Raw genomic sequence first — 14,935 nt, 5'->3', positions numbered from 1 at the left:
AATTTTCCTTTCTGCCTAGAATATTTGTATCTGTTTAACATTTAGTTCCCCAAGCCATGTCCGGTCTGAATTTAGCGATCGCCCGTCTAGTCAATACTGGTACAGATAACTTCGTCATTTGGGTAGTCAAAGCTCCCTATCCCAGTGGCTATGTTCTCCGTGATTGTGTTTTTTCCGCCGAACTGAATCAAGTTTGGCAACAATGGCGGCAAATGTTTGCCAGCAAGAGTCCCTTAGATATTACCCATGCTTCAACTTTTCCATCAGTTAGCCTACCCCTAGCTGAAATTTCAGCGGTTGAAGGTCAAACTAAAAGTCCTTACAGTGTTCGTTTGATGCAATCCTTGGGCATCAAATTATGGCAGTGGGTATTTGATGGAGTGATTCTTAGTAGTTGGGAACGTAGCCGGGGTATGGCTACGGGGCAAAAAAGGCAATTACGCTTTCGGTTGGAAATTCGTGATCCTGATCTAATTGCCTTACCTTGGGAAATTATGCAGCCGCAAGCCGGACAACGAGCTATATCTCTGACCCAGGATATTTTATTTAGTCGCACCAGCAATGAAGTTGAACCTCTATCACATTTGCGAACTGATAAAGCTTTAAATATTCTGGTGGTATTAGGATGTGATCATAAATTACAACTAGATCAGGAAGTGTCCTTACTGAAAAATATCTTATTAAAAGATCGTCCTGCAGGAAAAACCGCCTCAGAATATGCACCTTGTACAATGAAAACACTGATACAACCCACCAGAACAGAGTTAATTCAGGAGTTAGAAACCAAAGCTTATAATGTTTTATTTTATGGCGGACACGGACTACCAGACCCAGATGGAGGCTTATTATTTTTAGCGACTGGAGACAACATTAATGGCATAGAATTAGCTCATGTTCTCACTCGTACAGGTGTAAAACTAGGAGTTTTTAACGCTTGTTGGGGAGCGCGACCAGCAGCAATCAATCACCAAGCTATACCTGCTAGTAGTTTGGCAGAAGTGCTGATTCGCCATGGTGTACCTGCTGTATTAGGGATGCGTGATGAAATTACTGATGCTGAAAGTCATACTTTTATTAAAGCTTTTGCGGAAGCATTGCGACGGGGCAAATCAATTGATGAAGCAGTAGCAGCCGCGAGACAAGAACTGTTAACACTGTATAAATTCAATCAACCAGCTTGGACATTACCAGTTCTCTACCTCCATCCTGATTTTGATGGAGAACTAATTAAAAGCGTAGATGAAGGAATTACAGAAATTCCCGATTCTCGCATATATTCGCCTGTAAAGACAGCTTGTATGAGATCGCTCTCACCCGGGGGGAAAACTTGGTTATTAGGTCCTGGAGTCACCCGCATCGGCCGCACGAGGGATAATGATATTGTGATCCCGGAAATTTATATTTCTAGACACCACGCGAAAATTTTATGCCGAAATACCCTAATTGAAAATACACTGAGTACGATTTATTATCTGCAAGATGTATCTACTTATGGAACTACCTGGTATTTAAGCCCCAACGGTTGGCAACAGATCCTCCGGGAGGAAGTACCTTTAACATCAGGAATGCAGTTAATGTTTGGCAGTGCTAACGGTGAAATTTGGGAATTTATTCGTGAATAATATCAATAAATTATTGAATTAATACGAAAACTTAATTTTTGAGATTGTAGCTATCAACAAGACCGAATGAATAATGACAGGAACATGAAAAATATTAACAACTTCAATGCTCTCGATTTAGAACTACTAGAAGCACTGTTAGCATCTGAAGATGCTATTTACCCATGGAATCCGGCTGATGTATGCTCCGAGGCTTATTTTGATGATTTAGAACAACAGTTTAACAGGCAAGATTTCTCAGCAAGCAAACTGATAGAAAATGCCAATAATTTTTATCATAATTTAGATAAAATTTGGGGACAAACTGTGGCTGAAACTGGAAATATTAGGAATAATACAGTTAATTACCTCCAAAAAGCTTTGTCAAATGCTTTTTCGGTGATCCCTGAATTCTTGCTCATGGATATCGCACAAAAAGCTACAGTCGTCTTGATGGTGGAAAAATCAGCCAGTGAGAAACTAGTAGAATGTGTACAAACTTTATTACCCAATTGGGACAGAGATGATCTATTAGTTTTAGCCCGTCCTTTTGCTTATTATATGCGAAGTAGTGAACCAGATAAATTGACATCTGTAATTAAAGACTTGGAAAATCGAGATTGGTCTAATTTATCAGAAATAGAACAGGCTAAAATTAGTTTAGCGATCGCAAATTATGCCCTGGAATATCTTTCAAAATCTAACTCTCAACCCTAATTTTACTCTGTTGCCATAGTTGATTTTGGAGTTTATTTTGGGTCAAGAAAGCGGGTAGCGAAGTTTTGTGATCTGGTTGGTGATAATACTCGTGCTTTGAGAATAGCCGCCATTAAAAAAGCATAAGATAAAACACCAACTACGACCAACAAAAAAGCATTAATAGAACCTGTCGCATTCCATAAAGCGTGAAGTGCAGAGGCGCTCAAATAACCTACTGAGAGAATTTGCTTTCCTCTCAGGGGTTTTAACACAGCCAAACCAATAAAATAGCCTAAATAGCCGCTGTAAGCCATGTGTCCAGCTACAGAGCCTAAAATGCGGGGAATTAGTAGCTGTAAACCCACCAATTGACCAGAATTTTCAGAAATTAAGGGTACATATTGACCAAGAGTTTCCAGTAAAGTAAAACCCACAGCGGAAGCCGTACCTAAAAGGATACCATCTAGAGGTTCCCAAACCCCAATTCGTTCTCGCCAGGGTGACGGTAATAAATTTCCCATCAGATATGCTGCTAATACTGGTAATATTTTTAGCAACTCCTCCATTAATCCCGCACCAAAAAACATCCGTACTAGTAATTCGGTAAAGGTAATCCCATTTTGAGAAGCAGGGTCCAAGGAGCCAGGTAAAATCTCTCTGAATACTTTGATAAATAAGTCTAACAGAGGACTGAGTAAAATTAACATTGTACTCAGTGCTACAGCCATGAGTACCCACCAAGGTTTAGGTTTACCACAAAGCTGATAAACAAAGTAGTAAGCAGCAAAAGCGATATAAGATCCTACAATTACTTGATTAGCTTGGGGATGACCTACAGTAGCAAACATTAGCACGACAAAAAATACCGTCAGGATTCCCGGTATTAAGTAAGCTTTCCGGGTTAAGTCCTTACCAGTAGAAATAATCGGAAATAATTGTGTGAAGCTGACAGAATCTTGCTTTAAAGACGAATTTTGTTTATTGACAGAGGATAATACTGTAGCTTTATTCAGAGCTATCATCTTTGGTGGAGTGATAATCTCATACTCGAAGACAAATTGTGGTCCATCAGTACCAAGGGAAATGCGATCGCCCATAAGTAATTCTTGACATCCTTCTAAGTGTTCTCCATTTAAAAAAGTGCCATTAGCACTATTCAAATCACAAATTACCCAGTTGTAATGGCCATCCTTTTGCTGAACAGTGGAAACTACCGCATGACGACGAGATACCATCCGGTATATCATGGCATCCAAGACAATTTGGCAGCTAGGGTCACGTCCAATTACCATTTCTTTGCCAGTAAGCAACCAGTAGCGAGATGCTGACTCTGAAACTTCAACCGATAGCTCGCGTGGCGTAGTCGTTTTCGCCACCAGCCGCAGAAATGCATTCTGTCTTGCTTTTTTGCCTGTCATCGAGTTAGTGAGGGTGTCTAAACAGATTCTCTAGCTTTATGGAAGCATGGCTTAGGGCTAAAACAATGCTAGGCACTTTCTATTTTGTACTTTAGCTCTACAGCCGCACCATTGCTAAATAAATATACTATAGCTTCACTAACCTTCCCTTTGTTTCCATTCAAAATACAAAATCAAAACAGAATTTACACAAGAATATGCAAATAGGTGATAGTAAAAAACTATCTAAGCCTGGAAAGGATCAGATACCCGACTACTAGCCTAAGGATTATTCTAGAATAGTCCTGATTTAATTTTCCTTTCTAGAATTACTACTCCGAATTATCAAATAACTAATTGATAAGGAAAGAATAGCAATACCTAAGCCAATAATTTCTATACCCTCAGTAGCTTTCAAATCAAGAATAATAATTTTTCGAGCAATAGCAATTAAGGAAGTAACAATAACTAACTCGACTTGGAGAACGTGCTTTTTCAGGTAAGCCGTGATATTTTCTAATATTTCTAAAGCGATTAAGACATTGAGAAATAAGCCAAAAATCTTAAATAATGTTTGACTAAAATGACCTTTTTCTGAAAAAAATATTTCCTTAAAAACAAAGATTGCCAAGTCAAAAAGTGTGGCAAATATTACTACTATCATCAATAAAGATAGGATTTTTGAAACTATGACCTCGACAATTTCAATTATGTGCATGAAATTTTTATCGCTGGCAAGTCCTAGAAAATCCTTAATTAACTTTCTCATTGGGCGCTCCTTGTTGAAAATTAGGAAGAAAATATCAAACAAAAATCCCATAGATAAATCTAGGGGATAAACAATTAAAAATTAAAAATTCACCAATTAAAAGTTTTTGAAGTTTCTTAATTTTAAACTAGTTGGAAACTTTTCTGTTTTCCAGAATATTTAAAAACATAATCATAACGATTGATAATCGCCTAGGAGTTAAATTAGTTATGAGTTAAATTAGTGTATGGATAAGAGCTTACCATGGGGACGATTGAAGTTGATAACTTTTAACATTAGATTTTACAGCAATGGGGATTAATTGCACAGCACAGGCCTTTAATTCTGGTTGCAGAGAATCAGGACAAGCTTCTGAATGAGTAAGCGTATTAGCTTCAGCGTCATCAGCCCATAGTTTACCCCAGTGGATAGGGACAAAGACAGTACCGGGAGAAATAGCTTTTGTAACTTTAGCAGGGAACTTAGTTGTACCACGACGCGATCGCACTTCTAACCACTGATTATTAATAATACCTAAACTAGCAGCATCACGGGGATGAATTTCGATAAACGGTTGGGGGTGCAGTTTGCGAATTTTCTCAATTCTGCCAGTGCGTGTTTGTGTGTGCCAATGACCGTACAATCTACCAGTAGTTAATATAAAAGGATAGTTGGGATCAGGTGGTTCAGCGAGTCCTTGAGAATAATACGCACCAAACCTAGCGCGTCCGTCAGGGGTATGAAAACGTAAATTAGTATATAGACGTTTAGTTTCTGAATTACTACCTCGTGAATAAGGCCAATGAGTTGGACCTTGTGCAGCTAAAAACCCATGACTTAAACCAGACATATCACAAGGACGCTGACGAGTTAACTGGACAAATTCTTGATAAACTTCCGCCGAATTTTGGAAATTAAACTTATCAGCAAAACCTAATCTTTTGCCAACTTCTGCGAAAATTTCCCAGTCAGGTTTTGCTTCCCTGGGTGGTTCACGAAAAGCCGAACATAGAGTTACCCTTCTTTCCGAATTAGTCATAATGCCAGTTTTTTCACCCCACTGAGACGCAGGTAATAAAACATGAGCATAAGCTGATGTTTCCGTAGGATAATAAGCATCTTGATAGATAGTAAAAGGAGACTTTAATAAAGCTTGTTTAGTGCGTTCTAAATCTGGCATACTCACAGCAGGATTAGTCGCAGCAATCCATAATAAACCCACATTTCCAGTTTCTAACCCAGTGATCATTTCCCAAGCAGTTAAACCCGGAACGGAGGAAATCTGACCTGTTTCTAAACCCCAAAAAGCCTCAACTTCTGCGCGGTGCTGTGGATTTTTTACTAACCGATAACCGGGTAATAAATGTGATAAACCTCCCGCTTCTCTACCACCCATAGCATTAGGTTGACCAGTTAAAGAAAAAGGACCAGCACCAGGTTTACCGATTTGTCCGGTCATCAAATGTAAATTAATAATGGTTCTAACTTTAGCCGTACCTTCGGAAGATTGATTAACACCCATTGACCATAAAGAAAGTACAGATTTTGATTTTCCCCAATATTTAGCAGCAGTTTCTAAATCTTCAACACTAATACCACAACTATTAGCGACAACCTCCGGTGAATAATGGCGAATTACTTCCGCATAAGCCGGAAAATTGTTAGTACAATCATCAATAAAAACCGTATCTATATAATTCCATTTCATTAATAAATAGGCAATACCATTTAATAAATCAATATCCGTACCTGGACGAATAGCTAAATGTAAATCGGCTGCTTCTGCGGTAGGAGTGCACCGAGGATCAACCACAATTATTTTAACACGACGATTTTTTTTATGATATTTTTCCAAGCGATTAAAAATAATTGGATGACATTCCGCCGTATTTGTGCCAATTAAAAAAGCACAATCAGTTAATTCCAAATCATCGTAACAACAAGGAGGACCATCAGAGCCAAAACTTTGAATGTACCCAGATACCGCACTAGACATACACAACCGGGAATTAGCATCGAAATTATTAGTTCCTAAACAACCTTTGAGTAGCTTTTGAGCAATATAATAATCTTCGGTTTGGAATTGTCCAGAACCGTACATACAAATTGAATCTGTAGCTTGATTCAATTGCAATGTTTGAATCCGTTGGGTAATAATATGAAAAGCTTCATTCCAACTCACACGCCGAAATTCTTCATTTAAAGAATCGCGCACCATAGGATGATACAATCTATTTTTATCCAAAGATTCAGCAATAGTCGCACCTTTAACACATACCATTCCCTGACTGGAAGGGTGGGATTTATCACCTCTAACTCGCCAAATGGGAATTCCTTGATCATCTCGATTTGTGGCTTTTCCATGTTGGGCTGGTGGAGAAACTTCTAAACCGCAACCGACACCGCAATAAGGACAAAGTGTTTTAGTAAATTCATTCATGGTAAGTAGGTTGGCGTTAAAAATTGTCGTTATGACAAGGGAACAGGGAACAGGGAACAGCGAACTCTTAACTCTTAACTGGGAAGAGGTTTTGGGCAACTTTACTTTTCGTTACTTATGTCGGTTTTCTTCGGTTCACCTACTTAGTTATAATTTTTGATTTCACGGGGAGACGCTTCAGGCGCAGAGTTTATGTTATTAACGTAAGTTGCTAGTTAGGGAAAATGTCATAATCAGGATATCCAAGATTAAAGGATGAACAGGATAAAAACAGAAAATTACTCACCAATTACCCATTACCAATTACCCATTACCAGCCTCAACTAGATAACTAGCAACTTGAGTTATTACCTTCGCGCCTTGGCGTGAGATATTTATTCTTCTACTATTAAAATTGGTTGGTGGTTAATTTTTGCTTCTTCAATTTCATTGTCAGATGCAAATGAATCTTTTGGTTCTTTGAGGAAGAATCCACACATAAAGGCGCAAATCATTGCAGCTATTCCCATTGTGGCAAATAGGGTTGATGGGTCTGTTAAACTGTAGATTGTTAGATAAACTACGCCACCAAAATTACCATAAGCACCAACGTTTCCAGCTATTTGTCCGGTTGCTTCTTTTTTGATTAATGGGACTATTCCGTAAGTTGCACCACAACCAGCTTGGGCAAAGTAAGCGGTAAACATTGTGACTGCAATTGCCAGGGGAATAGGCCAATCTTTGTTAATGAAATGTGCCATTAAGTAGCCAATTGCAATTCCAGCGGAAATAATGGTCATTGTCCATTTACGCGAACCTAATTTATCAGAAATTAAACCGCCACTAGGACGAGAAAATAGATTAAGAAACGGATAAATAGATGCAATCATTCCGGCTACAATATGTTCCAAACCAAAGGTTTTTTCAAAGAATGCAGGTAGCATGGAAACCGCTGCTAGTTCTGAACCAAAGTTGGTAATGTAGGTAAATTCTAATAATGCTACTTGTCCAAATTGATAACGTTGATTTGCTGGGTAGGTTTTTTGTCCTATTAGTAATTCTTGATTGACTTGATATGCTTGATAGGTTTGATAAGCAAATAATCCTGCTAAGACAATCCAAACTATATACATTTGGCTGAGTGTGAGAAAATGAATTTTCTTTTGTTCTAGTCTCCAAGCTAATAAACCTAATGCGAAGATTAAACCAAAATTAGAAACAATCAGCGCCCAAAAACTTTTGATGGAAGTTACTTCTAATGATCCATTTTTCTTGGGTTTTTGATAAACTTTACCATGGGGTGTATCTTGCACGTTTTGATAGTAGAATAAGCCGTAAACTGCGGTGACAATTCCTGTTAATGCAATGGTCAAACGCCAATTAGATAAACCACCATCTAAAAAGCTAGTTGCAATTGCAATTGTTGGTAATGCAAATTCTGATCCAAATGCTCCAAAGTTACCCCAACCTCCATAAATACCTTGAGCAATTCCCATTTCTTTAGGAGGAAACCACTCTGCTACCATGCGAATACCAACAACAAACCCAGAACCAACTATTCCCATTAATAAACGACTAATTACTAATTGGTTGAAGTCTTGGGCTAATGCTGTGAATAAACAGGGGATAATCGCAAACATTAATAATAGGGAATAGGTAATTCTTGGACCGAATTTATCCAATAACATCCCAATAATAATCCGCGCGGGAATTGTTAATGCTAGGTTACAAATTCCTAAGGTTTTAATTTGTTCTGGTGCTAAATGTAATTCTTTACCAATTGTGGTTGCAAAGGGGGCAAAGTTAAACCAACAAACAAAGGTTAAGAAAAATGCCAACCATGTCTGATGTAAAATCCGATAACGTCCTTGAAGTGAAAATAGTCCTTTTAGCATTTTATTTGCTCACAAAATAAGTAGGTTGGCGTTAAAAATTGTCGTTATGACAAGGGAACAGGGAACAGGGAACAGGGCAACTTTACTTTTCGTTACCTATGTCGGTTTTTTTCTGTTCACCTACTTACGAAAATTCACTGACAATGATTAAATTGCCAAAATTGATGATTTATCAACCACTGATAAACCCAGATGATTTAATATCTAGTTTATGAGGTTAATTTTTGGTTTTAAGCTATTGCTGGTTCTCGTAATTTTGCCCCAAATTGAGTAATTAGTATTTCTCTTAATATGGGTTGTAAGTCTTCGCAAGGAATACCTTTTTTCACACAAGTTCCTAAATGTGCATCTTTCCCCACTGTTCCACCCATATAAATATCCACACCTTCTAACATTTGCCCATTTTTACGGACTTTAGTTCCCATGAGGCCAATATCTGCTACTTGGGTCTGTCCACAGGAATTTGGGCATCCTGTCCAATGAATTCGCACCGGATGTGATAAAGTTAATTCAGATTCCAATGATTTAATCATTTCTAAGGCGCGATTTTTGGTTTCTATTAAGGCAAAATTACAAAATTGTGCGCCAGTACATGATACCAATGATCGCATTAATAAGCCAGGGTTAACTGCAAATTTCTCTAATATGCCTTCTGTGTAAAATTGTGTTAAACTACTATCGGGAATGTTGGGGATAATAACATTTTGTTCTACGGTAAACCGGATTTCTCCACTTCCGTAAACTTCCGCTAACCGCGCAATTTCCAACATATCATGAGCAGATAATCTCCCCACGGGAATATTTAAACCTGCGTAGTTAAATCCCGCTTGCTTTTGTTTATATATGCCTAGATGATCCCGTTTTTCCCAGTTAATTTCATCTTTCGCTGCTGCGGGTAATAATGATTTACCAAAACGCTTTTCTACTTCTGTGCGGAATTTTTCTATACCCCACTCATCGAGTAGCCAAATCAACCGGGCTTTTTGTCTGTTTGCGCGTAAACCATGATCTCGAAATATCTCGACAATGACTTTGGATAATGATACAACATCGGCCGGTAATACCCAAACATTTAAAGGCATAGCGGTTTCACAACGTTTTGCGGAAAATAAACCACCGACAATGACGTTAAAGCCAAAGACTGGTATTTGCTCTTGATTTGTCAAAAAAGCGGGAATAAAGGCTAAATCGTTAATTTCTGCGTGAACTGAATTATCTCTTCCCCCAGTAATTGCAATGTTAAATTTCCGAGGAAGATTACTAAATTCTGGATTACCTTCACCATTGTTAGTCAGCATATCCTGGATTTGCTGGACTAATTCTCTGGTATCATATAATTCATTTATGTCCAAACCAGCTACAGGATCACCTGTAATATTGCGGATATTATCCATCCCAGATTGGATAGTAGTCAATCCCACTTTGTGAAATTTATTAAAGATATTGGGAATATCTTGAATTTTTATGCCGCGTAGTTGTATATTCTGTCTAGTGGTAATGTCAGCGCTGCCGTCGTCACCGTAACGCTGTAGTACCTCTGCTAAAACCGATAATTGATTGCTAGTGAGAATACCATTAGGTATCCGCATTCGCATCATGAATTTACCAGGAGTCACTGGACGGAAGAATACACCTAACCATTTTAGGCGGTGGTTAAGGTCATTTTCGTCCATTGCTTCCCAACCGATTTGCGCGAACTGCTCTATTTCGTTCTTAACCGCGAGTCCGTCTTTTTCGGCTTTGAATTTCTCGAATTTATTCAGTTTTTCTGTGGTAGCTGCTGTATCTATCATGGTCTTTTCTTGGCAGATAGGACTTAATTAACTGTGTACCCTTTCATCACTTCTGTATTTACCACTTTGGGGAAATAACTGATAGTAGTTTCCTGTTTTGTGTTTGTAACAGTTGCGATATTGATAACTTAGTGTGATTTTTTATAACAATTCGTATACTAGGTTACTAAAATCAAGTGATTATGCAAAAAATGGATATCATAATTGCTATGATTGCATAAATCAAAAATTTGTTTTTCTAGATGAGCTTGTATAAATTTTAATGCGTTTGTATATGAAGATAGGAATTTGTCTCACGTAGAGACGCTTCAGGCACAGAGAGTAAAAGCTTTAAGGTTTTTTGATTTAACTAAGGTGTTAAAATGTAGAAATTTGATCAAATTTTGGCAGTATTAATATATATTCATTGGTAATAAATCAGATATTGTTGAAAGCAATTATGAAACGTCGTGACTTTATCAACTGGGTGGGATTGGGTTTTTTAGCTAGTTCTCTACCTATAGCAATTGCGGCTTGTTCTCCTGAAACAACCGCAGCACCTAGTTCTAGATCTAATACTGCTAAAAAAGGCTGGCAAAAGGTGGGTACTGTGGCACAATTAGACAAAACTGGTCAATTATTGGCGGAAAATTCGCCAATTGGTGCAGTGTTGGTGGTGGGAACATCGAAAGCTGTTAAAAGTTTAATCGCTGTTAATCCTACTTGTTCTCATGAAGGTTGTACCATTGACTGGAAAGCAAAAGAAAATAAATTTGTCTGTCCCTGCCATGGTGCAGAGTTTGCTCGTGATGGTAAACTCAAACGGAGTCCTGCTAAAAAGCCCCTCAAAACTTACCAAACAAAGATTGAAGCTGGTTCTGTGTTTGTGAAAACAGTTTAAGATGTTCTGAAACCCTGGGTTTCTGACGGAAACCCTTTTTCAATAATCTCTATCAGAGTAAATAATCACTTATTAGCTAGTATTTCCACTAATTTATTTGTATGAAGTAAATACTAAATGAAAAATTAGTTAAATTAAAATTATACGGAAAATGAGTTAAGTCCGTTAAATTTATCATGTATCATCAGGCTAAATCAAAATGCGTTTAGAGCAGTTGCAAGCCTTTTTGGCGATCGCACAAACTGGCAGTTTTCAACAAGCTGCAAAACAATGTGGTGTTACCCAATCTACCATTAGTAGACAAATTCAAGGACTAGAGGCAAATTTGGGGGTAGAACTGTTTCACCGCAGTACTCATGCTAAATTAACTTTAAGCGGTGAACGCTTACTCCCCCGTGTCCAGAAAATTTGTCAAGAATGGGAATCTGCTACACAAGAGTTAACGGACTTAATGGGAGGAAAGCAACCAGAATTATGTATTGCAGTCATTCATTCTGTTTGTGCTTCTTATTTACCACCAGTGTTACAAAAATTTTGCCATGATTACCCAGAGGTACAATTGCGGGTAACATCATTGGGAAGCGATCGCTCGCTAAAAGTTCTCAAAGATGGTTTAGTAGATTTAGCAATTGTTATGCACAATCGCTTTTTAATCACAGGTAAGGAAATGGTGGTAGAAGTGCTATATGATGAACCAATAGAGGTTTTAGTTGCAGCTAATCATCCCCTATCTGAATATGAATCTATCCCTTGGTTAGAATTAATTCGCTATCGTCAAGTAGTATTTAAAGAAGGTTATGGGATGCAGCGTCTCATTCAGGATAAATTTGAAAGTAGGTCAACCAAACTCAGCGCGGCTTTAGAAGTAAATACCTTAGAAGCTTTTCGGGGAGTAGTTCGTCAAGGAGAACTAATTGCTTTACTTCCCCAGTCAGCATTAATAGAATCTAGAAATGATCCTACCCTTGCGGTTCGTCCCTTAGCCGAAAATAACAATTTAGCCGATAATTCTGGTTTGACTCGTCGGGTAGTAATGGTAACCACTCATGACCGTCTTCAGATTCCTCCCATACAACACTTTTGGCAACTTGTCAAGAATAATATTCCCGCAATGACAACTAACTAATGACTAAATTTAGAGAATTTATCCAAAAAATAGGTAGCGGAAATCACACATCAGAAAATTTAACCCGTGATGAAGCGGCCACGGCTACAAGAATGATGTTATTAAATGAAGCTACACCTGTACAAGTTGGCGCATTTTTAATTGCTCACCGTATTAAACGTCCCACGGGAGCAGAATTAGCAGGGATGTTAGACGCTTACTATGAACTCGGTCCGAAGTTGCAATCAATAGGACAACCTGTAATTATTTTAGGTATACCCTATGATGGCAGAACTCGTACTGCACCGATTAATGTGATTACGGCTTTACTATTAGCTGCTGCGGGACAACCTGTAATTATGCACGGAGGAGATCGTTTACCGACAAAATATGGTCTACCTTTAATCGAAATTTGGCAAGGTTTAGGAATAGATTGGACTAGTTTAACACTAGAACAAACCCAGCAGGTCTTTGAAGCCACAGGAATTGGCTTTGTTTACACCCCAAAGCATTTTCCCCTCAATCAAATTTTGTGGTCATATCGTGAGCAATTGGGTAAACGTCCACCATTAGCAACCATGGAGTTAATTTGGTGTCCCTACGCTGGTGATGCTCACATTATTGCTGGTTTTGTTCATCCCCCTACAGAAGCAATGTTTCAAGTGGCTTTAGGGTTACGTGGGGTGAGGAAATATACTTTTATTAAAGGTTTAGAGGGTAGTTGTGATTTACCACGCGATCGCACAGCCATTATTAGCTTATCTTCATTAAATCCAGATGAATTAACTCGGTTACAACTCGTACCCCGTGAATATGGTTTTATAACTAAAAATGTGCCTCTAACTACCACAGCAGAACTAATCAATGATTTGCAAGGGGTTTTGACGGGAAACGCCAGCGAAATGCTGCAAACAGCTTTATGGAATGGTGGTTTTTATTTGTGGCGTAGTGGTATTTCTCCAGATATGCAAGCGGGTATAGATAAAGCTGCTGCATTAATCAGCAGTGGTGTAGTCAAGGCTAAACTTGACGAAATCAGTACGGTGATGTCTGACAGCGAAGCGTGGTGTTAGCCCAGGATATCCAGGATCAAAGGATGTACAGGATGAGGAGGGGGATTTTCTGATGATGTCAATGATTTAAAATGGTGCGTTACGCTGTCGCTAACACACCCTACTAAATAATTTAAGATAGATCTTCCTTATCAAGATCAGGATAACATATTTCAAATCCCTTGTCAACACCTGAAAAGCAAATTTTTCGCGGTTTTTTTGCGTTAATTGTTGTTTTGTGGGGTGATGTCAGAATCAGGATGTCCAGGATGAAAGGATGTACAGGATGAAGATGGGGATTTTACAGCAGTTTCCAATATTCACAAAGTACAGATATTAATAATAAAACTTTTGTGGTGCGGGCATCTTCCCTGCACAAGGTAAAGTTGCTGTATTATATAGCGAACTGCTTGCAGCAGCGCTTCGCTATCGCTATGCTACACCCAAAGTCTTCACCAATGGTGCGCTACGCTGTTGCTAACACACCCTACTATTTGGCTGTTTCCTGTCAACTGTCAACTGTCACCTAATTTCAGATAGTTCTTCCTTATCAAGATGAGGATAACATATTTAAAATCTTTTGTCAATTTTGTCAGAATCAGGATATCCAGGATGAAAGGATGTACAGGATGAAGATGGGGATTTTCTGATGATGTCAATGATTTAATATGGTGCGTTACGAATACAGCTAACACACCCTACTTTTAAAATTTAAGATAGTTCTTCCTTATCAAGATAAGGATAACATATTTAAAATTCTTTGTCAACACCTGAAAATAAAATTTTTCGCGGTTTTTTTGCGTTTTGTTTCCTGTTAACTGTCAACTGTCAACTGATTAAAGGATGTACAGGATGAAGATGGGGATTTTCTGATGATGTCAATGATTTAAAATGGTGCGTTACGAATACAGCTAACACACCCTACTTTTAAAATTTAAGATAGTTCTTCCTTATCAAGATTAGGATAACATATTTCAAATCCTTTGTCAACACCTAAAAATCAAATTTTTCGCGGTTTTTTGCGTCTTGTGATAATTGTAGGTTGGGTTAAGCGACAACGTAACCCAACAAAGTCCTAACAATAAAGTCCCTAAGTTATTGGGTTGAGAAGACCCAACAAAGCTATTAACTAAACAAGAAAGTACCTCCGAACAGGTTTAAACTCGCATTGGTGCTATTAAATCCTGATGTACCGGATAAAGTCATTAATGATTGACCAGTACCAAAACCAGCATTACCAATAATACCATCTCCAATTCGCACTAATGTAGAATTACCTGATGTAATCACATCAAAATTGGCAATACCTGTAAAGTTCAGTTTATCGCCACCGACACCGCGCACAA

10 protein-coding genes and 1 pseudogene are annotated in these 14,935 nt (G+C 38.3%); 5 read left to right on the top strand and 6 right to left on the bottom strand.

From position 1 onward, the window contains the following. The first annotated feature begins 56 nt into the window (after positions 1 to 56). Both H6F39_RS11120 and H6F39_RS11115 read left to right on the top strand, forming a co-directional pair. Positions 57 to 1,622: a CHAT domain-containing protein gene (locus H6F39_RS11120; protein ID WP_190396715.1), complete on the top strand. Its 1,566-nt coding sequence runs from the start codon at positions 57 to 59 to the stop codon at positions 1,620 to 1,622. A gap of 66 nt (positions 1,623 to 1,688) precedes the next feature. After that, positions 1,689 to 2,318 (top strand): hypothetical protein, encoded by a 630-nt coding sequence (locus H6F39_RS11115; protein WP_190372274.1) that lies wholly within the window; start codon positions 1,689 to 1,691, stop codon positions 2,316 to 2,318. Positions 2,319 to 2,350: 32 nt separating this feature from the next. Here H6F39_RS11115 and H6F39_RS11110 read toward each other — a convergent pair whose 3' ends face one another. The 5 genes from H6F39_RS11110 to H6F39_RS11090 form a co-directional block, all read right to left on the bottom strand. Next, positions 2,351 to 3,718: a PrsW family glutamic-type intramembrane protease gene (locus H6F39_RS11110; RefSeq protein ID WP_137909263.1), complete on the bottom strand. Its 1,368-nt coding sequence runs from the start codon at positions 3,716 to 3,718 to the stop codon at positions 2,351 to 2,353. A gap of 289 nt (positions 3,719 to 4,007) precedes the next feature. Next, positions 4,008 to 4,466 (bottom strand): phosphate-starvation-inducible PsiE family protein, encoded by a 459-nt coding sequence (locus H6F39_RS11105; protein WP_190396714.1) that lies wholly within the window; start codon positions 4,464 to 4,466, stop codon positions 4,008 to 4,010. A gap of 238 nt (positions 4,467 to 4,704) precedes the next feature. Then, positions 4,705 to 6,885 carry a molybdopterin oxidoreductase family protein gene (locus H6F39_RS11100; protein WP_190396713.1) on the bottom strand — a complete coding sequence of 727 codons (2,181 nt, stop codon included), beginning with the start codon at positions 6,883 to 6,885 and terminating at the stop codon, positions 4,705 to 4,707. A gap of 374 nt (positions 6,886 to 7,259) precedes the next feature. Further along, positions 7,260 to 8,759 (bottom strand): NarK family nitrate/nitrite MFS transporter, encoded by a 1,500-nt coding sequence (locus H6F39_RS11095; protein ID WP_190372277.1) that lies wholly within the window; start codon positions 8,757 to 8,759, stop codon positions 7,260 to 7,262. 230 nt (positions 8,760 to 8,989) lie between these two features. After that, positions 8,990 to 10,552 (bottom strand): ferredoxin--nitrite reductase, encoded by a 1,563-nt coding sequence (locus tag H6F39_RS11090; RefSeq protein ID WP_137909259.1) that lies wholly within the window; start codon positions 10,550 to 10,552, stop codon positions 8,990 to 8,992. 439 nt (positions 10,553 to 10,991) lie between these two features. On the opposite strand from H6F39_RS11090, the gene H6F39_RS11085 reads away from it, so the two are divergent. From H6F39_RS11085 to H6F39_RS11075, 3 genes are all read left to right on the top strand, one after another. Then, positions 10,992 to 11,432: a ubiquinol-cytochrome c reductase iron-sulfur subunit gene (locus H6F39_RS11085; RefSeq protein WP_190396712.1), complete on the top strand. Its 441-nt coding sequence runs from the start codon at positions 10,992 to 10,994 to the stop codon at positions 11,430 to 11,432. Positions 11,433 to 11,631: 199 nt separating this feature from the next. Further along, positions 11,632 to 12,558, top strand: a complete 927-nt coding sequence (locus tag H6F39_RS11080; RefSeq protein WP_190396711.1) for a LysR family transcriptional regulator — start codon at positions 11,632 to 11,634, stop codon at positions 12,556 to 12,558. Beyond that, the gene (locus H6F39_RS11075) at positions 12,558 to 13,610 is read left to right on the top strand and encodes an anthranilate phosphoribosyltransferase family protein (protein WP_190396710.1); all 1,053 of its coding nucleotides are present in this window, start codon (positions 12,558 to 12,560) and stop codon (positions 13,608 to 13,610) included. The genes H6F39_RS11080 and H6F39_RS11075 overlap by 1 nt, the downstream gene beginning before the upstream one ends. A 1,104-nt stretch (positions 13,611 to 14,714) precedes the next feature. On the opposite strand, the pseudogene H6F39_RS11070 reads toward H6F39_RS11075, so the two are convergent. Then, positions 14,715 to 14,935, bottom strand: a pseudogene (locus tag H6F39_RS11070) (hypothetical protein); the annotation flags it as partial.

The organism is Dolichospermum sp. FACHB-1250 (assembly GCF_014696335.1).
Taxonomy (GTDB): Bacteria; Cyanobacteriota; Cyanobacteriia; order Cyanobacteriales; family Nostocaceae; genus Dolichospermum; species Dolichospermum planctonicum.
Note: the sequence above shows the minus strand (reverse complement) of the source record. Positions and strands in the feature narration are given on the sequence as shown.

Coding starts and splice junctions, on each gene's coding strand:
- H6F39_RS11100 (WP_190396713.1), bottom strand. CDS start 6,885: ATGAATGAATTTACTAAAACACTTTGTCCTTATTGCGGTGTCGGTTGC.
- H6F39_RS11110 (WP_137909263.1), bottom strand. CDS start 3,718: ATGACAGGCAAAAAAGCAAGACAGAATGCATTTCTGCGGCTGGTGGCG.
- H6F39_RS11095 (WP_190372277.1), bottom strand. CDS start 8,759: ATGCTAAAAGGACTATTTTCACTTCAAGGACGTTATCGGATTTTACAT.
- H6F39_RS11090 (WP_137909259.1), bottom strand. CDS start 10,552: ATGATAGATACAGCAGCTACCACAGAAAAACTGAATAAATTCGAGAAA.
- H6F39_RS11075 (WP_190396710.1), top strand. CDS start 12,558: ATGACTAAATTTAGAGAATTTATCCAAAAAATAGGTAGCGGAAATCAC.
- H6F39_RS11105 (WP_190396714.1), bottom strand. CDS start 4,466: ATGAGAAAGTTAATTAAGGATTTTCTAGGACTTGCCAGCGATAAAAAT.
- H6F39_RS11080 (WP_190396711.1), top strand. CDS start 11,632: ATGCGTTTAGAGCAGTTGCAAGCCTTTTTGGCGATCGCACAAACTGGC.
- H6F39_RS11120 (WP_190396715.1), top strand. CDS start 57: ATGTCCGGTCTGAATTTAGCGATCGCCCGTCTAGTCAATACTGGTACA.
- H6F39_RS11115 (WP_190372274.1), top strand. CDS start 1,689: ATGAATAATGACAGGAACATGAAAAATATTAACAACTTCAATGCTCTC.
- H6F39_RS11085 (WP_190396712.1), top strand. CDS start 10,992: ATGAAACGTCGTGACTTTATCAACTGGGTGGGATTGGGTTTTTTAGCT.